We start from the raw sequence: 23,696 nt of genomic DNA, 5'->3' as shown, positions 1-23,696 counted from the left end.
ATCTATACTTGAAGCTGCGGCGTGATATAGTGGTTATATAAAAAGTTTTTTTATGATTAAAGCTTATTAACGACGGCGTTTTCTTCAGCATCTGGGTGAAACACTGTGTTTAAGGCTTGTTACTTTCAGCATACCGGGGCGACACCGATATACCTGGCTGCGGGTAAGCCGCAGTGTTTAACCTAGGATGGTATAAGATATGAAATTGCAGCAGCTTCGTTACATCGTGGAAGTGGTTAACCACAACCTGAATGTCTCCTCGACGGCAGAAGGGCTTTACACCTCGCAACCCGGCATCAGTAAACAGGTGCGCATGCTGGAGGATGAGCTGGGCATCCAGATTTTTGCCCGCAGCGGCAAGCACCTGACCCAGGTTACCCCGGCTGGCCAGGAAATAATCCGCATTGCGCGCGAAGTGCTGTCCAAGGTGGATGCGATCAAAGCCGTCGCCGGCGAGCACACCTACCCGGATAAGGGCTCGCTGTACGTCGCCACCACGCACACCCAGGCGCGCTACGCCTTGCCTAACGTGATCAAAGGCTTTATCGAGCGCTATCCGCGCGTGTCGCTGCACATGCATCAGGGCTCGCCGACGCAGATTGCCGAAGCGGTTTCCAAAGGCACCGCCGATTTCGCCATCGCCACCGAAGCGCTGCACCTGTATGACGATTTAATCATGCTGCCGTGCTACCACTGGAATCGCGCGGTGGTAGTGAAGCCCGATCATCCGTTGGCCGGCAAAAGTCACATTACCATTGAAGAGCTGGCCGCTTACCCGATCGTCACCTATACCTTCGGCTTTACCGGCCGCTCGGAGCTGGACACCGCGTTCAACCGCGCCGGCCTGACGCCGCGCATCGTCTTCACCGCCACCGACGCCGACGTGATTAAAACCTACGTTCGCCTGGGGTTGGGGGTGGGGGTCATCGCCAGCATGGCGGTGGACCCGGTGCAGGATCCGGATCTGGTAACGGTAGATGCGCGCGATATCTTTACCTACAGCACCACCAAGATCGGTTTCCGCCGCAGCACCTTCCTGCGCAGCTACATGTATGATTTCATCCAGCGTTTCGCTCCGCACCTGACGCGCGACGTGGTCGACAACGCCGTGGCGTTGCGCTCCAACGAAGAGATCGAACTGATGTTCAAGGACATCAAGCTGCCGAGCAAGTAAGCCGGTAAATCGCTATCCGCTCACAACACGGGAGAGGGCAAACCTCTCCTGTTTTCGTTTGGGGCAGAAATCGGTTAGTTCTGACGTTTCTCAGGATCATCCTGAAAAACACTTCCCTTGTTTTCAATACGTTTGCAGCCAGGCATACTCCAGAGCGGCCAAACAAATTGAATAGGGAAATCCAATGTTATGCAGATATGCAGGCTCGACTACAACACTGCTTCGTCAGATCGCCGTGTGCTAACGCTTCACGTGTATGGCGTAAGCGCCTTCCCAGTATTCTCCGGTAAGCCGAGTATGCTAAACCGTCCAGATTGCTCATTCAGAGAAAAGGCGGCGTTACCGCCTGGCCAGTACTGGATTGTGGATCGCCCATTAGGCAGTATGCGTAATCGGCTAGAGGCTCTCGGTAAGGATCTATGGAATGGTACAAATCACAATAGCTGGTTTGGGCTGTACAACTTCCAAACGCTAACGGATAGTCTGTGGGTGAACGGTAAAGATCGCGGTGGTTTTCGCATTCATCCGTTGGGGCCAGACGGAAAAGGTGAGTCGCATGGCTGCATTACTTTCTTCAACATTCCTGACTTCAATCGATTCCGGCAGGCAATCATCCAACGTAAAAAGTTCAAGATACCTGGCTCACGAAAAGGAATATTGGCTTATGGTCGGGTAGATGTGACAGGCACGGCAAATTATGAGGCATGTGATGTTTAAGAATTTAATGCTGTTTGTTGTGTGCTTCGTTGCATCGTTTTTCATCCTCAACAAGATATCGCCTCTGAAGTGGCTGGTGGATACAACAGTGAATCAGATAGGGGATTGGATGAACTCCGCCAACTGGGCAATGAGCGATGGAGAGTTTGATCCGGCGTTCCTGACTGTTGTACTGGTTTACATGCTGATTGTAACTGTCATCCTGATGGCTATCGCTAGACGCGTGATTAAGAAATGATCTGAGTCGTCGAGCGTGATTTAGACACTTCCGAGGGAGTGTTAGAAATTCTGAACGCTCTCACTTCCGAGCCGACCCCGGTACCGCAAAAAGAGCCTGTGGATCGTCTTGTTTTTATGGTTAACCCTCCTTCTGTTGTTCTTCCTCCCCGATGGCGTTTGCAACGGTTTCGTATCCAATAACATAGAAATCAGCGGTGACGGTGAAGTGTCAATGAACAACTACGATACCGCCGTCATCCTCATTAAATTGGGTGTGTCCGCCGTTATCGCCCTTATTTTAATGGTCCTCATCCGGCGGATACAGCGTTCTCTGGCGCGCAGCTAAAGCGAGCGGTTTGATGACGGCGGACGCGAGCAATCATCCTTGCCGCTTTTTGTGCCGACGGCCCGCGTTGAATCTAACCCTTTGGCCAGACAGCAACTTCCCCGTCCCTGATTGTTTCCACCTATCGTTCTGATCAAAACGTGTTGTTATCAAAACGTTAATGCCTCTTTGTGGTATCTTTAAACAAGACCTCAGTGATTACCCTGTTTTAGTCATAATAAGAAATGGAGGAGCTATGTCGTCCGATCTTAGTGAAGCGAGTATGGATAAGCTGGTTGCGCTGAATAGCGAGTATTACTATTACAGCTTGCCGCTGGCGGCGAAGCAGTTGGGGGATATCGACCGGCTGCCCAAATCAATGAAAGTGCTGTTGGAAAACCTGCTGCGCCATGTGGATGGCGACACCGTGCAGGTTGACGACCTGAAAGCCATCGTCGGTTGGCTGCAAAGCGGCCATGCCGACCGCGAGATTGCCTACCGCCCGGCGCGCGTACTGATGCAGGACTTTACCGGCGTGCCGGCGGTGGTGGATCTGGCGGCGATGCGCGAAGCGGTGCAGCGCCTCGGCGGCAACGTCGACCAGGTGAATCCGTTGTCGCCGGTGGATCTGGTGATTGACCACTCGGTCACCGTCGACGAGTTCGGCGACGACGACGCCTTTGAAGAAAACGTGCGCATCGAAATGCAGCGCAATCATGAACGTTACACCTTCCTGCGCTGGGGGCAAAAAGCCTTCAACCGCTTCCGCGTGGTGCCGCCGGGTACCGGCATCTGCCACCAGGTGAACCTGGAATACCTCGGCCAGACCGTCTGGCACAGCGACGAAAGCGGCCGACGCATCGCCTATCCGGATACCTTGGTGGGCACCGACTCCCATACCACCATGATCAACGGCCTGGGCATTCTCGGCTGGGGCGTGGGCGGCATCGAAGCCGAAGCGGCGATGCTGGGCCAGCCGGTGTCGATGCTGATCCCCGACGTGGTCGGCTTCAAGCTGACCGGCAAGCTCAGCGAAGGCATCACCGCCACCGACCTGGTGTTGACCGTCACCCAAATGCTGCGCAAGCACGGGGTCGTCGGCAAGTTTGTCGAATTCTACGGCGACGGCCTGGCCGATCTGCCGCTGGCGGACCGGGCGACCATCGCCAACATGTCGCCGGAGTTCGGCGCTACCTGCGGCTTCTTCCCGGTGGATGACGTCACCCTGGGCTATATGAAGCTCAGCGGCCGCAGCGAAGAGCAAATCGCGCTGGTGGAAGCCTACGCCAAGGCGCAGGGCATGTGGCGCAACCCGGGCGACGAACCGGTGTTTACCAGCTCGCTGGCGTTGGATATGTCGACGGTGGAAGCCAGCCTGGCGGGCCCGAAACGCCCGCAGGATCGCGTGGCGCTGCCAAATGTGCCGCAGGCGTTCCAGGCGGCGACCGAGCTGGACATCGGCGGCCAGCAGGCCAAGGCCGAAAGCAAAACCTTTACCCTGGATGGCCGGCAGCATGAGTTGCACAACGGCGCGGTCGTGATTGCCGCCATCACCTCTTGTACCAACACCTCCAACCCGAGCGTAATGATGGCGGCCGGGCTGCTGGCGAAAAACGCGGTCAAAAAGGGCCTGCGCACCAAGCCATGGGTCAAAACCTCGCTGGCGCCGGGTTCCAAGGTGGTAACCGACTATTTCGACAGCGCCAAACTGACGGCCTATCTGGAAGAGCTCGGCTTTAACCTGGTGGGTTACGGCTGCACCACCTGTATCGGTAACTCCGGGCCGCTGCCGGATCCGATCGAACAGGCGATTAAAGAGGGCGATCTGACCGTGGGCGCGGTGTTGTCCGGCAACCGTAACTTCGAAGGCCGCATCCATCCGCTGGTGAAAACCAACTGGCTGGCCTCGCCGCCGCTGGTGGTGGCCTACGCGCTGGCGGGCAGCATGAAGATAGACCTCACCGCGGAGCCGCTGGGCGAGGGTAACGACGGTCAGCCGGTGTTCCTGAAAGATATCTGGCCGAGCAGCAAGGACATCGCTCAGGCGGTGGAAGAGGTGCGCACCGAGATGTTCCACAAGGAATATGGCGAGGTGTTCGATGGCGACGCCAACTGGCAGTCTATCCAGGTGACCGGTTCGGCGACCTATCAGTGGCAGGATGACTCCACCTACATTCGTCATCCGCCGTTCTTCAGCACCATGAAAGTGCAGCCGGATCCGGTGCGGGACATCAAGGACGCGCGCATTCTGGCCATCCTGGCAGACTCGGTGACCACCGACCACATCTCGCCGGCGGGGAACATCAAGAACGACAGCCCGGCGGGGCGCTATCTCAGCGAGCACGGCGTGGCGCCGCAGGACTTCAACTCCTACGGCTCGCGGCGCGGCAACCATGAAGTGATGATGCGCGGCACCTTCGCCAATATCCGCATCCGCAACGAAATGGTGCCGGGCGTTGAGGGCGGTTATACCCGCCACATCCCGTCGCAGGCCCCGCTGTCGATTTATGACGCCGCCATGCGGTACCAGCAGGAAAAGGTGCCGCTGGCGGTGATCGCCGGCAAAGAGTACGGCTCCGGCTCCAGCCGCGACTGGGCGGCGAAGGGGCCGCGCTTGCTGGGGGTGCGGGTGGTGATCGCCGAATCGTTCGAACGTATTCACCGCTCCAACCTGATCGGCATGGGCATTCTGCCGCTGGAGTTCCCGCAGGGCGTCACGCGTAAAACGCTGGGCCTGAGCGGCGACGAGCGGATCAGCGTCAGCGGGCTGCAAACGCTGCAGCCGGGCCAGACGGTGCCGGTGCACATCACCTACGCCGACGGCCGACAGGAAGTGGTCAACACCCGCTGCCGCATCGACACCGGCAATGAGCTGGTTTACTACGAGAACGACGGCATCCTGCACTACGTGATCAGGAAAATGCTGTAAGCAATAAAAAGGGCGCCGCAAGGCGCCCTGATTGTTTCCGCCGCGGCGGTGTTATTTCTGGTCCAGCAGGTGACCCATTTTGGCGGCCTTGGTGGCCAGATAACGCTCGTTCTTCGGGTTGCGCCCGACGATCAACGGCACGCGCTCGGTGATGTTGATGCCGGCCTCGGTCAGGATCTCAACCTTTTTCGGGTTGTTGGTCAGCAAACGCACCGCGTCTACGCCCAGCAGCTTGAACATGTCGGCGCACAGGGTGAAGTCGCGTTCGTCGGCGGCGAAGCCGAGCTGGTGGTTGGCTTCCACGGTATCGGCGCCCTTGTCCTGCAGGGCATAGGCGCGGATCTTGTTCAGCAGGCCGATATTGCGGCCTTCCTGACGGTGGTAGAGCAGAATGCCGCGGCCTTCTTCGGCGATGTGCTCCAGCGCGGCTTCCAGCTGGAAGCCGCAGTCGCAGCGCAGGCTGAACAACGCGTCACCGGTCAGACACTCGGAATGCACGCGCGCGAGCACCGGCGTTTCGCCAGAAATATCACCAAAAACCAACGCCAGATGGTCGTGACCGGTCGCCAATTCTTCGAATCCTACCATCAGGAAGTCGCCCCAAGGTGTCGGCAGTTTAGCCTCTGCCACCCGTTTAAGCTGCATGTCACTCTCCACAAACGCATCCGATTCAATCATTGTTGCGCATCCTACGTCCGGTGCAGCGAACTGACCAGTACTAAAACGTGCTACGCCGATCTCTATTTCGTTAATTATCGGCTATTTTGCCACAACTTCTTGCCCGGCGGTGCTCAGCAAAGCAGCAGATGGCGTATTAACGCCGGCTATTATTGCAATAGGTTGCTTATCTGTTTAATTTTTCGCGTGTTATCGATATTGCAACATTGTTACACTGCAGCCTGATTCACGCAGAGGAAAAATGGAATGTATGAGATAGCGAAACGCACCGCGGGCGGCGCTCTGCTGCTGCTGTTGATGCCCCTGGCGGTGTGGGTGTCCGGCTGGCAATGGCAGCCGGGCGGCAATGAACGGCTGCTCAGGGGGCTTTACTGGGTCACGGAAACCGTCACTTCGCCCTGGGGCGTTCTCACCAGCGTCATTCTCAGCGCCTGGTTTCTGTGGTGCCTGCGCTTTCGTCTCAAGGCGGCCATCGGCCTGGTGATTTTGCTTTCCGCCGCGGTATTGATCGGCCAGGGCGTCAAATCGCTGATAAAGGATCGGGTGCAGGAGCCGCGGCCGTTCGTGGTGTGGCTGGAGCAGAATCACGGCGTGGACGGAAAATACTTCTATTCGCTGCACCGCAAGGAGCGCAGCGCGCTGGTGGGCGAGCAGCTGCAGGATCAGCCGCTGGTGCCGAGCTGGCTGCGCAAGCACTGGCAGTTTGAAACCGGCTTCGCTTTCCCGTCGGGGCATACGATGTTCGCCGCCACCTGGGCGCTGCTGGGGGTGGGGCTGCTGTGGCCGCGCCGCCATTATAAAACCGTGGCGCTGCTGATGCTGTGGGCGGCCGGCGTCATGGGCAGCCGCCTGTTGCTGGGCATGCACTGGCCACGCGATCTGGCGATGGCGACGCTGATCAGCTGGCTGTTGGTCACCGTCGCCTGTTGGCTGGCGCAGCGCTGGTTCGGGCCATTGGCGCCGCCGCCGCAGGAACAGCAGGAAATTGCGGCGCGCAAGCCGGAGAAGTAACGATTTTGTGACTGCGTCACTTATCTGCGGCGCCGAAACGGCGCCGCATTAACCGCTTACATTTGGCCGCCATTGCAATTCGCTCCGCCGCCCCCATATCGTTATAAATCCGCTATTTTGAGAAGCTTTCTCATTAATTTGCGCGGCAGCGTCGTTTACTGCCGAATATGCCGGCAGATATGTGGTTTTATCGTGCCGCAGGGTTTCCCTGCCACGATGTGAAATGCTAACTTAATGGTTAGGGACGCCACGTATTGGCATAGTTCATCCGATTAACTCGGCATGCGGGAAAGAATGTGAAATATTTGCTGATTTTTTTGTTGGTTCTGGTGATCTTCGTGATTTCCGTCACGTTAGGCGCGCATAACGATCAGGTAGTGAGTTTTAACTACTTAATTGCGCAGGGCGACTATCGCGTTTCGACCCTGCTGGCTGCGCTGTTCGGCGCCGGTTTTGTCCTTGGCTGGATCATTTGCGGCCTGTTCTATCTGCGCACCCGCATTGCGCTGGGGCGCGCCGAACGCAAAATCAAAAGGCTGGAGCTGCAGCTTGAACAGCCTGCCGAGCCAGCGGCTCAGCCCGTTGTCAGCAAGGAATAATCCTCTATGTTAGAACTGCTGTTTCTGTTGCTGCCTGTGGCTGCCGCGTACGGTTGGTACATGGGGCGCAGAAGTGCTCAGCAGGATAAACAGCAGGAGGCTAACCGCCTGTCGCGCGAATACGTGGCCGGGGTGAACTTCCTGCTTTCCAACCAGCAGGACAAAGCGGTCGACCTGTTCCTCGACATGTTGAAAGAGGACAGCAATACCGTCGAGGCCCACCTGACGTTGGGTAACCTGTTCCGTTCGCGCGGCGAAGTCGACCGCGCTATCCGCATCCATCAGGCGCTGATGGAAAGCGCTTCTCTCACCTTCGAACAACGCCTGTTGGCGGTGCAGCAGCTGGGCCGCGACTATATGGCCGCCGGCCTGTACGATCGCGCCGAGGATATGTTCAGCCAACTGATTGGCGAAGAAGATTTCCGCATTTCAGCGCTGCAGCAGCTGTTGGTGATCCACCAGGCCACCAGCGACTGGCTGAAGGCGATCGACGTGGCCGAGCGGCTGGTCAAGCTGGGCAAGGAGAAACAACGCGTCGAGATCGCTCATTTTTACTGTGAGCTGGCGCTGCAGGCGATGGGCAGCGACGATCTCGACAAGGCGATGAGCCTGTTGAAGCGCGCCGCCGCGGCGGATAAACAGTGCGCGCGCGTGTCGATCATGTTCGGGCGCATATACATGGCGCAAAACGACTATGGCAAGGCGATAGAATCGCTGCAGCGGGTGCTGAGCCAGGATAAGGAACTGGTCAGCGAAACCCTGCCGATGCTGCACGAGTGCTACCAGCACCTGCCGAATCAGCAGCAGGATTGGGCCGACTTCCTCAAGCGTTGCGTGGAGGAAAACACCGGCGCCACCGCCGAGCTGATGCTGGCGGAGATTATCGAACAGCATGAGGGGCGCGACGTGGTGCAGGTGTACATCAACCGTCAGCTGCAGCGCCATCCTACCATGCGCGTATTCTACCGGCTGATGGATTACCATCTGGCGGACGCCGAAGACGGCCGGGCAAAAGAGAGCCTGCTGCTGCTGCGCGACATGGTCGGCGAACAGATCCGCACCAAGCCGCGTTACCGCTGCCACAAATGCGGTTTTACCGCCCATTCGCTTTACTGGCATTGCCCGTCATGCCGGGCCTGGTCATCGGTTAAACCGATCCGCGGCCTGGACGGGCAGTAGCGATCGATAACCAATAAAAAGGGGCGAAGATTCGCCCCGTTATTATGTTCGCGTTTTATTACTTCTTCTTGCCGCCCTTGGCGCCGCTCTTCAACAGCTGACGCAGTTTCTTCAGCTCCTTTTGGCTCAGCGGCTGCTCGTTCTGCTCTTCGATACCCTGATTATCAATCTCGTCATGCTGCAGCTCGGCCGGCTTCTTGGCCGCTTTGCTCGGCGCGGCGAAGCTGTTTTCCAGCCGTTGGCACACTTCGGCGCTCAGCGAGAATTCGTTGTCGGCGGCGGCGGCGCGGATTTTCTCTTTAAGTTCCAGAGGAATTTTAATGGTTAGTGTAGATATCTCGCTCATTTTGAAAGCCTTTCTGCGGGAAGATGCCTTCAAGCTAAGCCACCGGCGACCGGGTGTCTAGTGTGTAATAAAAATTTAATATTCATGTAACATTTTGGCGGGGGAGGATTGAGCGATCGGCGGCGAGAAATACAGGCAGGGCCCGGCGTGCCGGGCCCTGTACCAGGGGGAACTTATTTGTAAATAACCGCGGTGCCGCTCAGCATGTTGTTGCCGCCTGCAGAGACGATGCGATAGCTGCTGGCGCCTTGCGCGTCGGCTTTGGCGGCCAGTTTGGCTTCAAGGCCGCTGAGGGTGGTCGCATGGCCGGCGGACACGACGCCGGCGGCGGTCAGGCCGTCGGCCTGCTGCAGGTTAACCGGCTCAGCGGCCAGGGTGGCGAAAGAGCTCAGGGCGATGGCCGTTGCGGCCGCAAAATATTTGATGCTTTTCATGGGTGACTCCAGTCTATTCATTTAGGAGGGAAGCCGTTCGCTTCCGATGTGATGAATAATAAAGCATCTGCGCAGCTTTAAAATCTGATAATGCTGATAATCTCATTCAAAATATCTGATCGAGTATTTACACGTCTTTACGACGCTTTACGTTGGTTGGGTTATCGCCATCGCGCCTTCGCTGACGTTCGATGACTCAGACCGGGATTAACATTACTTAATCGCCTGGCGTGCTGCGGCTGGGATTTCTGCCGGCCGGCATGTAGAATGCGGCGGTCAGTTTGGCGGGTTATACCCTGATTATGTCCATTTTATAGAAGGTAGAAGAAATGAAGTCTGAAAATAACATTAATAACAATGACTTAAAATCATCTCCGATCGTCGTCGCGCTGGATTACGCCGACCGGGACGCCGCGCTGGCGTTCGCCGACCGTATCGATCCGCAGGACTGCCGGTTAAAAGTGGGCAAAGAGATGTTCACCCTGTTTGGGCCGCAGCTGGTGCGTGATCTGCACGCGCGCGGTTTCGAGGTATTCCTCGATCTGAAGTTTCACGATATTCCCAACACCACCGCGCACGCGGTGGCCGCGGCGGCTGAGCTGGGCGTTTGGATGGTCAACGTCCACGCCAGCGGCGGTGCGCGCATGATGACCGCCGCCAAACAGGCGCTGCTGCCGTATGGCTCTGCTGCGCCATTGCTGATAGCCGTGACCGTATTGACCAGCATGGAGGCGGAGGATCTGCGCGGCATCGGCATCGACGTCAGCCCGGCGGAACACGCCGAACGGCTGGCGCGCCTGACCCGAGACTGCGGTCTGGATGGCGTGGTGTGTTCCGCCCACGAAGCGCAGCGGCTGAAGGCGGCCTGTGGTCAGCAATTCCAGCTGGTGACGCCGGGCATTCGTCCTGAAGGCAGCGCCGCCGGCGATCAGCGCCGCATCATGACGCCGGTGCAGGCGCAGGCCGCCGGCGTTGATTACATGGTGATCGGCCGCCCGATCACCCAATCCGCCGATCCGGCCGCCACGCTGCGCGCCATCCGCACGTCACTGGCCTGAGGGGAAAGCCGATGAACGACGACAACAGCCGCCTGGTGTACTCCACCGACAGCGGGCGCATCAAACAGGAAGAGGCCAAGCCGCAGCGCGCCAAGGGCGACGGCATCGTGCGCCTTCAGCGCCAGACCAGCGGGCGCAAGGGCAAGGGCGTATGCCTGATCACCGGCGTGGATCTGGATGACGCGGCGCTGGACAAGCTGGCGGCCGAGCTGAAAAAGAAGTGCGGCTGCGGCGGTTCGGTCAAGGATGGCGTGATCGAAATCCAGGGCGATAAGCGCGACCTGCTGAAACAGCTGCTGGAAGCCAAGGGCATGAAGGTCAAGCTGGCGGGCGGTTAAGGCGGAGCGCCATGCCGCGGTGCAACGCTGCGGCATGGCTTAAGGGTAATAGCTGCCGGGCCGAGACCCGTAACGGCGAAAAGCCATAGACTCAATGAAAAACAGACCTGAAATAATCTTTATTATGGTTAATGCGTCAAAGCGCGAGCGCTTTTGCCAGCCTGTCGGCAGAGGTATTTTAAATTAGCCGGTAAGGTTATTTACCCACCTGATGACCAATGATACCCCCAACGGCGGCCCCACCCAGGGTGCCCAATGCGCTGCCGTCGGTCAGCACTGCGCCGCCGACTGCCCCGGCGCCGGCACCGATCGCGGTGTTACGGTCACGCTTGGACATGTTGGAACATGCGCTGAGTGAAAACGCCAGGGTCAATGCCAGAGCGGCGGTGGCGAAACGTTTATTGATAATCATCATAATGACTTCTCCTTAGCAGTGGCTATATGGAAGTGCCCTATAAGTATAGGCGTTAACCATAAAACGGGCCTGCTGTTGGCTCCCATACAGTATTGATATAAAAAATGGCATTTTTTGTTAAAGGCCGAATAATTAAAAAGTTACGGCCAAAAATATGCCCAAATTCAGTATAAGCCGCTATGCGCGGATAAACAGGTAAATTGTCTTAAAATCCGCCGGCCGGCCAAACTGTCGCAGTCAGCAGAAGGTAACGCGGTCTTCAGCGATTTAACCCATACCGCCCAGCCGTCGGCCTGTCGACAATTGTTCCCGGACAGTTTTTCAACGGGACCAGGCAAATGCTCAACGATCTTAAACAACAGGTGCTGGAAGCCAATCTGGCGCTGCCGCGCCACCATCTGGTGACCTTCACCTGGGGCAACGTCAGCGCCGTCGATCGTCGGCAGGGGCTGATGGTCATCAAGCCGTCGGGCGTGGCCTATGAGGCGATGACCCGCAACGATATGGTGGTGGTGGAGCTGGAGAGCGGCAAGGTGGTGGAGGGCGAGAAGAAACCCTCGTCGGACAGCGATACCCACCGCGCGCTCTACCTGGCGTTCAGCGGTGCGGGCGGCATCGTGCATACCCATTCGCGCCACGCCACCATCTGGGCGCAGGCCGGGCTGGACATTCCCGCCTGGGGCACCACCCACGCCGACTATTTCTACGGCGACATTCCCTGCACGCGGCCGATGAGCGATGACGAAATCAACGGACGCTATGAATGGCAAACCGGGCGGGTGATCGTCGAAACCTTTGCGCAACGCGGCCTGGATCCGGCCAGCGTGCCGGCGGTGCTGGTGCATTCCCACGGGCCTTTCGCCTGGGGGCCGGATGCGGACCACGCGGTGCACAATGCGGTGGTGCTGGAAGAAGTTGCCTATATGGGGATATTTTCCCGGCAACTGGCGCCTGCGCTGGCGAACATGCAGCAAACGCTGCTGGACAAGCATTACCTGCGCAAGCACGGCGAACACGCCTATTACGGCCAGTAACGGCTACTCTTTCACCATATCCAGCTGCACGCCCTGGCGTTTCAGCTGGTGCTGATACTCCAGCGGCAGGCGGGAATCGGTGATCACCCGGCTGATCTGCCCCGGCTGCGCCAGCGGGTTGGCCTGGATCTGGCCAAACTTGCTGGAGTCGGTCAATACGATATTTTCCACGCCCTTCGCCAGCACCGCGCCGACCACGTCGGCGCGCATCATATCGCGGCCGGTAAAGCCGGTTTCGGCGTGGTAGCCGTCAATGCCGATAAACGCCTTGTTGAAATGCACCTGCTGAATGCACAGCCGCGTTAACGGGCCGACCACGGTCTCGCTTTTTTTCTGATACATGCCGCCCAGCACTATCACCTCGCAGTCGGTTTCCTTCAGCAGGTTGGCGATGTAATGGCTGACGGTGATCAGCGTGATGCGTTTGCGTTCGGCGATATAACGGGCCAGCAGGGCGTTGGCGCTGCCGCTTTCGATAAACACGGTTTCGCCGTCGTTGACCTGCGAAGCGGCGTACTGCGCCAGATGCTGCTTGAGGGTGAAGTTGGACATCATGCGGGCGTCGACGTCGTCGCTTTCCAGCGCCACGGCGGAACCGTGCACCCGCTTCAAATAGCTGCGTTTCTCGAGCAGGTTGAGATCCTGACGAATGGTCACCTCGGAAACGCCGGAGGCGCGCGCCAGTTCGTTGACGCTGATCCGCCGGCGATCGTTAACCAGCTGCAAAATGGTCTGTTGTCTTGAATTCATATCGGCCTGATGATGCGGCCGCCAATGCGCGGCCGCTAATATTCATTGTTTAAATAGTATGTTCTGTTCGCGCAATAATATCATCCTGTGCGTCAGGGGATAATGCGGTAAAGAACGCGGAATATCCAGCGACCCGAACCACTAAATCACGATACTGGTCAGGATGTTGCCTGGCCGCCAGCAGCGTTTCCCGCGACACGATATTGTACTGCACGTGCCACCCGCGATAGGACTCGAAGAAGGTGCGCAACATCAGCATCAGCTTCTCGCGATCGCGCGGGTTGTCCAGCGTGGCGGGGTTCAGCTTCTGATTGAGCAGCACGCCGCCGAGGATCGCGGCGGTCGGCAGCTTGGCCAGCGAGTTGAAGACCGCCGTCGGGCCGAGATGGTCGGTGCCGGAGGCCGGGCTGGCGCCCTCCGCCAGCGGGGCGTGCGCCTTGCGGCCGTCCGGGGTGGCCAGGGTGGCCGCGCCGAACGGCACGTTGGCCGAGATGGAGGAGGTGCCGGCATAGTAGCCGCCGCCGATCGGCCCCCGGCCGAAGCGGGTGTTGCGGTACTGCTTCAGTTCTTCGATGTAAGTCCGGTAGGCGCGCACCAGCAGTTGGTCGACCTCGTCCACGTCGTTGCCGTATTTGGGCGCGGCGTTGAGCAAGCGCAGCCGCAGCCGCTCGCCGTCCAGCCCGTCAAAATCGTTCGCCAGCGCCGCCGCCAGCTGTTGCTGGCCGATGACGCCCTGCTCGAACACCAGCCTGCGCACCGCCGCCAGGCCGTTGCCCAGGTTGGCGATGCCGACCTGCAGGCCCGATACCCAGTCGTATTTGGCGCCGCCTTGCTTGATGCTTTTGCCGCGTTCTATGCAGTCGTCCACCAGCGCCGAGCAGAGGATATCCGGCGCGTTCTCCTCCAGCACGCTGTCAACCACGCACTCAATCTCGACTGATTTGCGGGTGTAGTAACGGATCTGTCGGTCCCAGGCGTCCATCACCTGCCCGAAGTCGCTGAAATTGCCTCTGGACAACGCCTGCTCCTGCGGCAGGAAAATTTTGCCGGAGGTGGCGTCGCGCCCCTGTTCCAGCGCCGCCAGCAGCACCCGGGCGAAGTTGATGAAGCTCATGCCGGTGCAGCGGTAGCCCCATTTGCCGCCGACCGCGGTCTCGATGCAGCCGATGGCGGCATAGTCGTAGGCGTCCTGCGCTTCGACGCCCAGCTTGATAAATTCGGGGATGACGATTTCGTCGTTGTTGAACGCCGGCATGCCGAAGCCGCAGCGGATCACCTGCACGCAGGCGTCGAGGAAGTCGCCGCTCATGCCGGCGTGATAGCGCACGCTGAGGTTAGGCTGAGTGGAACGCAGGCGCCCGCAGGACTCGAGAATGGCGTAAGACAGGGGATTGACCGCATCGACGGGGCGGCCGTTCACCAGCCGCTGCCCGCCGATGGTGACGTTCTGGTACAGCGGGCTGCCGGCCGAGGCCTTGGAGTGCGAACCGGAACGGATTTTGTTGACCTCGAGCAGCTTCAGCCAGCAGCCGTGCAGCAGCTCGATGGCGTCTTCGCGCGGCAGGGTTTGCTCCAGCTCCACGTCGCGGCGATACCAGGGATACAGATATTGGTCGAGGCGGCCGAACGACACCGAATGGCCGTTGGACTCGATCTGCAGCATCAGCTGGATGAAATAGCACAGCTGCAGCGCCTGCCGGAAGCTGTGCGGCGGCCGGTGCGCAATCAACTCGCAGCTTTCCGCGATGGTCAGCAGCTCGGCACGCCGCCAGCCGCGGGCTTCGTGCTGCGCCATCTCGCGCGCCAAGTGCGCAAAGCGCAGAATATGTTCGCTCAGCGCCGCCAGCACGATGTCGATGGCCTGAAGAAACTGCTCTTGGTGCAGGTCCTGCCAGTCGGTCAGGCGCAGGCGGCCGCACCGTTCCTTCACCTGGTCGCGCAGGCCGTCGAGACCTTGCTCCAGCAGCCGCGGGAAGTTGACCGCCAGGTGGGCGTCGCCGGAAGTCATGTTGCCTTCCGCTTTAATGATGCCGCTGGCCAGCAGCGCCTGTTGCTCGTCGCTGAACATGCCATAGCAGCGGTCCTGCACCGTCTGGCCGCGCCACCAGGGGCAAATCCGCCGCAACACCGCCTTGTTTTCCTCGCTGACCCTGAAGCCGGCGCCGGGACGATCGGCCAGGCGGTCGATCTCGTCCTCAATCCAGCTGACGGTATATTCCGGGAAGATCGGCGCGGCGCGCAGTTCGCTGGCCTGATTGCCGACGATCAGCTCATCGTTGGCGATCCAAATCTGGCGTTTCGCCAGGTGATTGGCCAGCGCCAGCGCCCGGCGCACCGGCAGCGGCTTGTCCTGATGCCGCTGGTAAACCTCGGTATAGTGCTGTGCCCGTTCGGTGCATACCGGCGGTTTGACGATGTGGATCAGCGCGTTTTTATGCGCGCGAATGCGTTCGGTCAGGGTAGTCAAATCCAACGTGGTCATGGCGTTATCCTCGTAAAATGGCGGTCAGGCCCTTGGCGCCGGCGTAGTGCTCGGCATAGGCCAGCAGTTCGGGCGCGTCCAGCGGGGCGCGCGCGGCGCGGTAGGGTTCGCCGAGCAGCTGATATTTGTGGATGCCCAAGGTGTGATAAGGCAAAAAGTGGATTTCTTTCACGCCGATCTGGTCGGCGGCGAAGTCGACAATCGAGCGGATCGATTGAGGGTCGGCGTTGAAGTCAGGGATCAAGGGCACGCGCACCGTCATCCGCACGCTCTCGGCCGCCAGCCGGCGAAAGTTGTCCATGACCCGCCGCGCCGAGCCGCCGGTCCACTGGCGAAAACGCGCCGGGTCGGTATGTTTCAGGTCGGCCAGCAGCAGGTCAAGCCAGGGCAGCGCCGGCGCGATATAAGACCAGGGGATATGCAGGCAGGATCCCACGGCGGTATGAATGCCGGCTTCGCGGCTGCGGCGCAGCAGCGCGGCCGCCACGTCCGGCTGCAGGAAGGGCTCGCCGCCGGACAGCGTCAGGCCACCGCCGCTGCGCAGGTAGAAAGGCTTATCCCGCAGCACCTCGGCCATGATATCGTCGAGGTTGACTGCGCTGCCGCACAGGCTCAGCGCGCCGCTGGGGCAGCAGTCCGCCAGGGCGGCGTAGTCTGCTGCGCTGAGGCGTTCGCGCCGCAGCTGCGGTTGGCCGTTCGTTCGCCGAATGCCTTGCGGACAGCGTTCGGCGCACAGCGCGCAGCCGCTGAGGCACAGCCGCGGATCGTACAGCAGCTCCGCTCGGCGCGAACGGCTTTCCGGGTTTTGGCACCAGCGACAGGCGAGCGGGCAGCCCTTCAGAAACACCACGCTGCGAATGCCCGGCCCATCATGGGTTGAATAGCGTTGCAGATTGAAAATCATCGTTCACCCGTATCGCGTTGCTGAATCTTTCGCCATTAAAGGCATTTCGAATGAAAGTTGAATTGATTTTGGTCAAAGGTTGACGGGGTTTTTACCCTATGATGACCAGAGTTTGAATCCGCCCACATAACCTGACACAGGAGTCCGTGATGGAGCTTTATCTCGATACCGCCGACGTGAGCGCGGTAAAACGCCTGGCGCGCATTTTGCCGCTGCATGGCGTAACCACCAACCCGAGCATTGTGGCGAAAGAGGGCAAGCCGATTTGGGAAGTGCTGCCCGCGCTGCGCGACGCCCTGGGCGGCACCGGCAAGCTGTTCGCCCAGGTAATGGCCAGCGACGCGGAACGCATGGTGGCCGAGGCCGCGCTGCTGAGCCAGCGCGTGCCGGGGCTGGTGGTCAAAATCCCGGCGACCGCCGAAGGATTGGCGGCGATCAAGAAGCTCAAGGCGATGTCGATCCCCACGCTGGGCACCGCGGTCTACGGCGCCGGTCAGGGGCTGCTGGCGGCGCTGGCGGGGGCGGAGTACGTGGCGCCTTACGTCAATCGTCTCGACGCGCAGGGCGGCGACGGTATCGAAATGGTGCACGAGCTGCAGCAGCTGTTGAGCCTGCATGCGCCCAACGCCCGGGTGCTGGCGGCCAGCTTCAAAACCCCGCGTCAGGCGCTGGAGTGTCTGCTGGCGGGCTGTCAGGCCATCACGCTGCCGGTGGAGGTGGCGGAACAGTTCCTGGCGGCGCCGGCGGTGCAGGCCGCGGTGGAGAAATTTGAGCAGGACTGGCAGGGCGCTTTTGGCACTCAGCTGCTGAGCTGATCGCTGCGAACCCCATAGGGCGGCCATGTGCCGCCTTTTTTGTGCGCCGATAAACACTTTCAAAACAATGAATCTTTAAAATTAAAACATTGTTTTAATTTTACGTGTTCGATCACTTTTATTCACATGATGAACAGTTAGCTTAAGTGACCAAATCATCACGATGTTTGCACGCCCGGGACGGCGGCTGTCGGCGATGCGTTGCGTTAACCAATTCATTATCAGGGTGGAATGAGTGATGCAGATTAAACGTGCGATAGACAAGATCCCTGGCGGCATGATGCTGGTGCCGCTGTTCATTGGCGCGGTGTGCCACACCTTTGCGCCGGGGGCCGGCAAGTATTTCGGCTCTTTCACCAACGGTTTGATCGGCGGCACGGTGCCGATCCTGGCGGTGTGGTTCTTCTGTATGGGCGCGTCGATCAAGCTGAGCGCGACCGGCACGGTGTTGCGCAAGTCCGGCACGCTGGTGGTGACTAAAATCGCCGTCGCCTGGCTGGTGGCGGCGGTGGCGTCGCGGGTGATGCCGGAAAACGGCGTCGAGGTCGGTTTCTTCGCCGGACTGTCGACGCTGGCGCTGGTGGCGGCGATGGACATGACCAATGGCGGCCTGTACGCCTCAATCATGCAGCAGTACGGCAGTAAGGAGGAGGCGGGCGCCTTTGTGCTGATGTCGCTGGAGTCCGGCCCGCTGATGACCATGATCATTCTCGGCACCGCCGGCATCGCCTCGTTCGAGCCGCACGTGTTTGTCGGCGCGGTGCTGCCGTTCCTGGTCGGTTTCGCTCTGGGCAACCTGGATCCGGAGCTGCGCGAGTTCTTCGGCAAAGCGGTGCAGACGCTGATCCCGTTCTTCGCCTTCGCGCTGGGCAACACCATCGATCTGACGGTGATCGCGCAGACCGGGCTGCTGGGCGTACTGCTGGGCGTGGCGGTGATCGTCATCACCGGCGTTCCGCTGATCATCGCCGACCGGCTGATCGGCGGCGGTGACGGCACGGCCGGGGTGGCCGCCTCCAGCTCCGCCGGCGCCGCGGTCGCGACCCCGGTATTGATCGCCGAGATGGTGCCGCAGTTCAAACCGGTGGCGCCGGCCGCCACCGCGCTGGTGGCCACCTCGGTGATCGTCACCTCGATCCTGGTGCCGATCGTCACCGCAATGTGGTCGAAACGCGCCAAGGCCAGGGCGGCGCTGCGCGAACAGATGGCGGTGGTGAAGTAAAAACCATGAAAAAGGGCGCCGCGGCGCCCTTGACGTTTTTGGCCGTTAGCCTCAAGTGCGGCCCGCCTCCTCGCGCAGGGCGATATCGACCTCATGCGCCGTCGGCTGAGCCGAGTTGAGCGCGCGGCGGATCACGAAGAAGGCGGAAATCAGCATGGTGACCGCCACCAGCATAAAGAACCCGCACAGCGCGGCGTTGATCTGGTTGCTGAACACGATGGTTTCCATATCTTTCAGCGTTTTGGCCGGGGCGATCAGCGTGCCTTGCTCAATGCCGGCGGAGAATTTCTTCGCCTGCGCCAGGAAGCCGATGCTCGGCTTTTCATGGAAGATTTTTTGCCAGCCGGCGGTCATCGAGGTGATGAACAGCCAAACGGTCGGCACTATGGTCACCCAGGCGTAACGCTGTTTTTTCATTTTGAACAGCACCACGGTGCCGAGGATCAGCGCCATCGAGGCCAGCATCTGGTTGCCGATGCCGAACAGCGGCCACAGGGTGTTGATGCCGCCCAACGGATCGACCACCCCCTGATAGACGAAGAATCCCCAGCCGGCCACCGCCACCGTGGTGCCCGCCAGGTTGCCGAACCAGGAGCGGTTGTTGGCCAGCCGCGGCACCGCCACGCCAACCAGATCCTGCACCATAAAGCGGCAGGCGCGGGTGCCGGCGTCGACCGCGGTCAGAATGAACAGCGCTTCAAACAGAATGGCGAAGTGATACCAGAACGCCATCATCGCCCGGCTGTTGAACACCTCGCTGATGATGTGCGCCATACCGACGGCGAAGGTCGGCGCGCCGCCGGCGCGAGACAGGATCGAGTTCTCTCCCACCTCTTTGGCGATCAGCGCCAGCGTTTCCGGCGTGACGATAAAGCCCCAGCCGTTAATCACCTGCGAAGCGTTTTCCACCGTGGTGCCGATCAGCGCCGCCGGCGAGTTCATGGCGAAGTAAACGCCCGGATCCAGCACCGAGGCGCAGATCAGCGCCATGATGGCGACGAAGGATTCCATCAGCATGGCGCCGTAGCCGATAAAGCGGATATGGCTTTCACGCTCCACCAGCTTCGGCGTGGTACCGCTGGAGACCAGCGCATGGAAGCCCGAGATCGAGCCGCAGGCGATGGTGATGAACAGGAACGGGAACAGCGCGCCGGCGAATACCGGGCCGCTGCCGTCGATAAACCGCGACACCGCCGGCATTTTCATCTCCGGCATGGCGAAGACGATGCCGATCGCCAGACCGATGATGACGCCGATTTTCATAAAGGTGGACAGGTAGTCACGCGGCGCCAGCAGCAGCCACACCGGCAGCACCGAGGCGACGAAGCCATAGATCACCAGCACCCAGGTCAGGGTGGTGCCGTGCAGGGTAAAGATCGGTCCCCAGTATGGATCCTGCGCCACGTTGCCGCCGTAAACGATCGCCAGCAGCATCAGCACGAAGCCGATGATCGAAATCTCGGCGATCTTGCCCGGCCGGATAAAGCGCATGTACACGCCCATAAACAGCGCGATGGGGATGGTGGCGGCGATGGTGAACAGGCCCCAGGGGCTGTCGGCCAGCGCTTTCACCACCACCAGCGCCAGCGCCGACAGGATGATGATCATCACCCCCAGCGCCCCGAGCATGGTGATCACGCCGGCAAAGGCGCCCAGCTCTTGCTTGGCCATTTCGCCCAGCGAGCGGCCGTCGCGGCGGGTGGAGATGAACAGGATCAGGAAGTCTTGCACCGCGCCGGCCAGCATGACGCCGACCAGGATCCAGATGGTGCCGGGCAGAAAGCCCATCTGCGCGGCCAGGATCGGCCCGACCAGCGGCCCGGCGCCGGCGATGGCGGCGAAATGGTGGCCGAACAGCACCCATTTGTTGGTGGGCACATAGTCCAGCCCGTCGTTGTGGCGTTCGGCCGGCGTCAGGCGACGGTCGTCCAGCTCAAACACTTTTTTGGCGATAAACAGGCTATAGAAACGGTAGGCAATGCTGTAACAGGCGACGGCGGCCACCACCAGCCAAACCGCGTTGACGTGCTCCCCGCGGCTGAGCGCCAGCATGGCGAAAGCGAATGCCCCGACCAACGCCACCACCAGCCAGATAATTCCGGACCTGACGTTTTTCATGATCAACAGCTCCTCGGTGTGCAGAAGTAAAAATCGACGTTCTTATAAAAAAGGACAACGTCTTAAAAATAGGAGTTTTGCGGCTGAACAGAAGCAGGTCGGATGAGAAATGTGAAGCCGGTGGGGTTTTATTGTAAAAACAAAGTGATGAACCCACGGCGGAGCAGCATGCCGCGGCGCTCTTGGTATACAGCTTTTCGTTCTGCCATTTTAATTTGCACGCAGCGAATAATGTTATTTTTTTAATTCGATGCCGCGCCAAGAGGATTATTAACGCATCTGGCTGGCGGCGGTGAAAAAATTGGCGCATGGCGTGTTATATCTTTATTTGATTTGTGAGCGCAATGATTCATTCATTAAGTGAATAATAAACCTAAAAAAGGAGTTTAATTATGATAGATAAAGTTATCGATGGGTATTTATCGCAGCTGACGGCGATCCGCCGCGATATTCATCAACACCCGGAGCTGGGCTTTGAAGAGTTCCGCACCAGCGACCTGGTGGCGGATTATCTGAACTCCTGGGGTTATGAGGTGCACCGCGGTCTGGCGGGCACCGGCGTGGTCGGCACGCTGCGGGTGGGCGACGGCGCGAAGCGCCTCGGGCTGCGCGCCGACATGGACGCGCTGCCGATGGCGGAGAACAACGGCAAGGCCTGGAGCAGCAGCGTGGCTAACCGCATGCACGGCTGCGGCCATGACGGCCACACCACCATGCTGCTCGGCGCCGCGCGTTACCTGGCGCAGACGCGCAATTTCAACGGCACGTTGCACCTGATTTTCCAACCGGCGGAGGAGACGCTGGAAGGCGGCGCGCGCATGGTGCAGGAAGGGTTGTTCGAGCGCTTCCCCTGCGACGCCATTTTCGCCATGCACAACATGCCGGGGCTACCGGTCGGCGAATTCTTCTTCCAGCACGGCCCCTTCATGGCGTCGTCGGATCAACTCGTCGTCACCGTGCAGGGGCGCGGCGGCCACGGCGCCATGCCGCACCTGGCCGTCGATCCGGTGCTGGTGGCCTCGCACATTACCCTGGCGCTGCAGAGCATCGTATCGCGCAATACGGATCCGCTGGCGGCCGCGGTGATCACCGTCGGCAGCATCAAGGCCGGCGAAGCGGCCAATGTGATACCGGACAGCGCGGAAATGAAGCTCAGCGTGCGCTCGTTGGGGCGTGAAGGGCGCACCGCGCTGCTGGCGCGCATTCCGGCGCTGATCGAGACCCTGGCGGCAAGCTTCGGCGCCAGCGCCCGGGTGGAGCACGTTAACGGCGCGCCGGCGCTGATCAATGACGAGGCGATGACGCGCTTCGCCCATCGGGTGGCGGAACAGCAGTTTGGCGCCGCCCGCGCGCACTACGGCGCCAGGCCGCTGATGGGCAGCGAAGATTTCACCTTTATGCTCGAGGTGAATCCGCAGGGTTGCTATCTGTTGATCGGCAACGGAGACGGCGAGGGCAGCTGCATGGTGCATAACCCGGGCTACGATTTCAACGATCAATGCCTGGCGGCCGGCAGTCATTATTGGGGAGCATTGGCTGAAGCCTATTTAAAATAACTCCAGATTATCATTCCAGGGAAATAAGATGAGTGAAACTACGCTTTCCAACGAGCGGGAAATAATAAAGGGGCGGAAGGTCAGCGGCAAACGGGTTATTTTCGCCGCGTCCTTCGGCAATGCGCTGGAGTTTTTTGATTTCGGCATTTACAACTTCTTCGTTATTTATATCAGCGTGCTGTTCTTCCCGCCTTCCAGCGATCCGAACCTGGCGCTGCTGCTGGCGTTCGCCACCTTTGGCGTCAGCTTCATCATGCGGCCGCTCGGCGGCGTGCTGATCGGCGCCTATGCCGATCGCTGCGGGCGGAAATCGGCGATGGTGTTGACCATTTCGCTGATGAGCCTGGGCACGGCGATGATCGGTTTCGCGCCGACCTACGCCAGCGCCGGCTACTGGGGAACGATTACGCTGGTCGCCGCGCGGCTGATCCAGGGCGTGGCGGCGGGCGGCGAAGTGGGCGCCTCGATGTCATTGCTGGTGGAGTCGGCGCCGCCGAACCGCCGCGGCTTTTATTCCAGCTGGACGCTGGCGACGCAGGGCATTGCCAGCGTGGTGGGCGGCCTGACGGCGCTGGGGTTGAGCGCGGCGCTGCCGGCCATCTCGGGCGATCCCGAAGCCATGGCCGACTGGGGCTGGCGCATTCCGTTCTTTATCGGCGTGGCCCTGGCGCCGATTGGCTGCTGGCTGCGGCTCAGCCTGGAGAACGATCGGCCGCCCGCGGAGAAGCAGCGGCAGACGCCGGCGCCGCATTTGCGCCGGCACGCGCGGGCGATCGGGCTCGGCGTGATGTTGACCATCGGCGCGACCGTCGCAACCTATATCTCGATGTATTATCTCGGCACCTATGCGGTGAAATACCTCGGTATGGCGCAGTCGTACGGCTATGCCGCGATGCTGCTGGCGGGCGTGGTCACCTTCGGCGGCAGCCTGCTGGTGGGCCACTGGTGCGACCGCTACGGCCGGTTGCCGCTGATCTTGTGGGCGCGCATCGCCATCCTGCTGCTGGCGCTGCCGGTTTTCTGGCTGTTGAGCGCCGTGCCGCACCCGGCGGTGTTGCTGAGCGCGGTCGCGCTGATGGTCGGCCTGACCACGCTGGGCTCGGTACCGACCCTGCTGATGATTTCAGAGCTGTTCCCTCAGCGCATCCGCGCCTTGGGATTTGCGCTGGTGTATAGCCTGGGGGTGGCGATCTTCGGCGGTTTTGCCCAGTACATCGCCTCGCAGTCGATCGCCCTGAGCGGCTCGCTGCTGGCGCCCGCCGGTTATTTGATGCTGGCTACGGTGATCTCATTGCTGGCGCTGCCGCTGCTGCGGGAAACCGGCGGCGATAAGCTGCGTTAGCGGAAGAGGGGCATAAAAAAACACCGGCGATTTTCATCGCCGGTGTCGAAG

At 60.1% G+C, this 23,696-nt stretch carries 22 protein-coding genes; 14 read left to right on the top strand and 8 right to left on the bottom strand.

Annotated elements, in window-relative coordinates; translation table 11 throughout:
* Window positions 1-199 precede the first annotated feature (199 nt).
* The 4 genes from cysB (at window position 200) to acnA (ending at window position 5,364) form a co-directional block, all read left to right on the top strand.
* On the top strand, window positions 200-1,174 hold the full coding sequence (gene cysB, locus CKW09_RS13495) for an HTH-type transcriptional regulator CysB (RefSeq protein WP_061795101.1): 975 nt from the start codon (window positions 200-202) through the stop codon (window positions 1,172-1,174).
* 297 nt (window positions 1,175-1,471) lie between these two features.
* Window positions 1,472-1,891, top strand: a complete 420-nt coding sequence (locus CKW09_RS13490) for a DUF2778 domain-containing protein (RefSeq protein ID WP_231922044.1) — start codon at window positions 1,472-1,474, stop codon at window positions 1,889-1,891.
* The gene (locus tag CKW09_RS13485; RefSeq protein WP_095097772.1) at window positions 1,884-2,129 is read left to right on the top strand and encodes a hypothetical protein; all 246 of its coding nucleotides are present in this window, start codon (window positions 1,884-1,886) and stop codon (window positions 2,127-2,129) included. The genes CKW09_RS13490 and CKW09_RS13485 overlap by 8 nt, the downstream gene beginning before the upstream one ends.
* A 562-nt stretch (window positions 2,130-2,691) precedes the next feature.
* Complete coding sequence (gene acnA, locus CKW09_RS13475; protein ID WP_095097766.1) at window positions 2,692-5,364, top strand: aconitate hydratase AcnA; 2,673 nt, start codon at window positions 2,692-2,694, stop codon at window positions 5,362-5,364.
* Window positions 5,365-5,415: 51 nt separating this feature from the next.
* Here acnA and ribA read toward each other — a convergent pair whose 3' ends face one another.
* Window positions 5,416-6,009 (bottom strand): GTP cyclohydrolase II, encoded by a 594-nt coding sequence (gene ribA, locus CKW09_RS13470; protein WP_061795104.1) that lies wholly within the window; start codon window positions 6,007-6,009, stop codon window positions 5,416-5,418.
* 279 nt (window positions 6,010-6,288) lie between these two features.
* Here ribA and pgpB point away from each other — a divergent pair, with 279 nt between their 5' ends.
* The 3 genes from pgpB (at window position 6,289) to lapB (ending at window position 8,831) form a co-directional block, all read left to right on the top strand.
* Window positions 6,289-7,053: a phosphatidylglycerophosphatase B gene (gene pgpB, locus CKW09_RS13465; protein ID WP_061795105.1), complete on the top strand. Its 765-nt coding sequence runs from the start codon at window positions 6,289-6,291 to the stop codon at window positions 7,051-7,053.
* 296 nt (window positions 7,054-7,349) lie between these two features.
* The gene (locus tag CKW09_RS13460) at window positions 7,350-7,652 is read left to right on the top strand and encodes a LapA family protein (RefSeq protein ID WP_061795106.1); all 303 of its coding nucleotides are present in this window, start codon (window positions 7,350-7,352) and stop codon (window positions 7,650-7,652) included.
* Window positions 7,653-7,658: 6 nt separating this feature from the next.
* Complete coding sequence (gene lapB / locus CKW09_RS13455; protein ID WP_061795107.1) at window positions 7,659-8,831, top strand: lipopolysaccharide assembly protein LapB; 1,173 nt, start codon at window positions 7,659-7,661, stop codon at window positions 8,829-8,831.
* Window positions 8,832-8,889: 58 nt separating this feature from the next.
* Here the strand turns inward: lapB and CKW09_RS13450 are convergent, their stop codons facing one another.
* Window positions 8,890-9,177, bottom strand: a complete 288-nt coding sequence (locus tag CKW09_RS13450; protein WP_061795108.1) for an Arc family DNA-binding protein — start codon at window positions 9,175-9,177, stop codon at window positions 8,890-8,892.
* 173 nt (window positions 9,178-9,350) lie between these two features.
* Complete coding sequence (bhsA, locus tag CKW09_RS13445) at window positions 9,351-9,611, bottom strand: multiple stress resistance protein BhsA (protein ID WP_061795109.1); 261 nt, start codon at window positions 9,609-9,611, stop codon at window positions 9,351-9,353.
* 329 nt (window positions 9,612-9,940) lie between these two features.
* Here bhsA and pyrF point away from each other — a divergent pair, with 329 nt between their 5' ends.
* Window positions 9,941-10,669, top strand: a complete 729-nt coding sequence (pyrF, locus tag CKW09_RS13440; protein WP_095097763.1) for an orotidine-5'-phosphate decarboxylase — start codon at window positions 9,941-9,943, stop codon at window positions 10,667-10,669.
* 11 nt (window positions 10,670-10,680) lie between these two features.
* Window positions 10,681-11,007 carry a stress response translation initiation inhibitor YciH gene (gene yciH, locus CKW09_RS13435; protein ID WP_061795111.1) on the top strand — a complete coding sequence of 109 codons (327 nt, stop codon included), beginning with the start codon at window positions 10,681-10,683 and terminating at the stop codon, window positions 11,005-11,007.
* Between the two features lie 196 nt (window positions 11,008-11,203).
* Here the strand turns inward: yciH and osmB are convergent, their stop codons facing one another.
* Window positions 11,204-11,422, bottom strand: a complete 219-nt coding sequence (gene osmB / locus CKW09_RS13430) for an osmotically-inducible lipoprotein OsmB (protein ID WP_004945176.1) — start codon at window positions 11,420-11,422, stop codon at window positions 11,204-11,206.
* 338 nt (window positions 11,423-11,760) lie between these two features.
* Between osmB and araD the strand changes: the two genes are divergently transcribed.
* Entirely contained in the window at window positions 11,761-12,456 is a 696-nt protein-coding gene (gene araD / locus CKW09_RS13425) for an L-ribulose-5-phosphate 4-epimerase (RefSeq protein WP_061795112.1), read from the top strand.
* A 3-nt stretch (window positions 12,457-12,459) separates the two neighbouring features.
* Here the strand turns inward: araD and CKW09_RS13420 are convergent, their stop codons facing one another.
* The 3 genes from CKW09_RS13420 to CKW09_RS13410 are packed head-to-tail and all read right to left on the bottom strand — an operon-like array spanning window position 12,460 to window position 16,592.
* A complete protein-coding gene (locus tag CKW09_RS13420) occupies window positions 12,460-13,206 on the bottom strand; it encodes a DeoR/GlpR family DNA-binding transcription regulator (protein ID WP_061795113.1) in 747 nt (248 codons plus the stop codon).
* Between the two features lie 49 nt (window positions 13,207-13,255).
* Complete coding sequence (locus tag CKW09_RS13415) at window positions 13,256-15,688, bottom strand: formate C-acetyltransferase/glycerol dehydratase family glycyl radical enzyme (RefSeq protein WP_095097760.1); 2,433 nt, start codon at window positions 15,686-15,688, stop codon at window positions 13,256-13,258.
* Window positions 15,689-15,692: 4 nt separating this feature from the next.
* Window positions 15,693-16,592 (bottom strand): glycyl-radical enzyme activating protein, encoded by a 900-nt coding sequence (locus CKW09_RS13410; RefSeq protein ID WP_095097757.1) that lies wholly within the window; start codon window positions 16,590-16,592, stop codon window positions 15,693-15,695.
* Between the two features lie 149 nt (window positions 16,593-16,741).
* On the opposite strand from CKW09_RS13410, the gene fsa reads away from it, so the two are divergent.
* Window positions 16,742-17,407, top strand: coding sequence for a fructose-6-phosphate aldolase (gene fsa, locus CKW09_RS13405; RefSeq protein WP_061795116.1), 666 nt, complete (start codon window positions 16,742-16,744; stop codon window positions 17,405-17,407).
* 238 nt (window positions 17,408-17,645) lie between these two features.
* A complete protein-coding gene (kdgT, locus tag CKW09_RS13400) occupies window positions 17,646-18,629 on the top strand; it encodes a 2-keto-3-deoxygluconate transporter (RefSeq protein WP_061795117.1) in 984 nt (327 codons plus the stop codon).
* 51 nt (window positions 18,630-18,680) lie between these two features.
* On the opposite strand, the gene CKW09_RS13395 is transcribed toward kdgT, so the two are convergent.
* Window positions 18,681-20,747: a carbon starvation CstA family protein gene (locus tag CKW09_RS13395; protein WP_061795118.1), complete on the bottom strand. Its 2,067-nt coding sequence runs from the start codon at window positions 20,745-20,747 to the stop codon at window positions 18,681-18,683.
* 392 nt (window positions 20,748-21,139) lie between these two features.
* Between CKW09_RS13395 and CKW09_RS13390 the strand changes: the two genes are divergently transcribed.
* Together CKW09_RS13390 and CKW09_RS13385 are read left to right on the top strand one after the other, a co-directional pair.
* Window positions 21,140-22,303, top strand: coding sequence for a M20 aminoacylase family protein (locus CKW09_RS13390; RefSeq protein WP_061795119.1), 1,164 nt, complete (start codon window positions 21,140-21,142; stop codon window positions 22,301-22,303).
* 28 nt (window positions 22,304-22,331) lie between these two features.
* Complete coding sequence (locus CKW09_RS13385; protein WP_061795120.1) at window positions 22,332-23,645, top strand: MFS transporter; 1,314 nt, start codon at window positions 22,332-22,334, stop codon at window positions 23,643-23,645.
* The last annotated feature ends 51 nt before the right edge of the window (window positions 23,646-23,696 follow it).

This window comes from Serratia ficaria, assembly GCF_900187015.1.
GTDB lineage: Bacteria > Pseudomonadota > Gammaproteobacteria > Enterobacterales > Enterobacteriaceae > Serratia > Serratia ficaria.
Note: the sequence above shows the minus strand (reverse complement) of the source record. Positions and strands in the feature narration are given on the sequence as shown.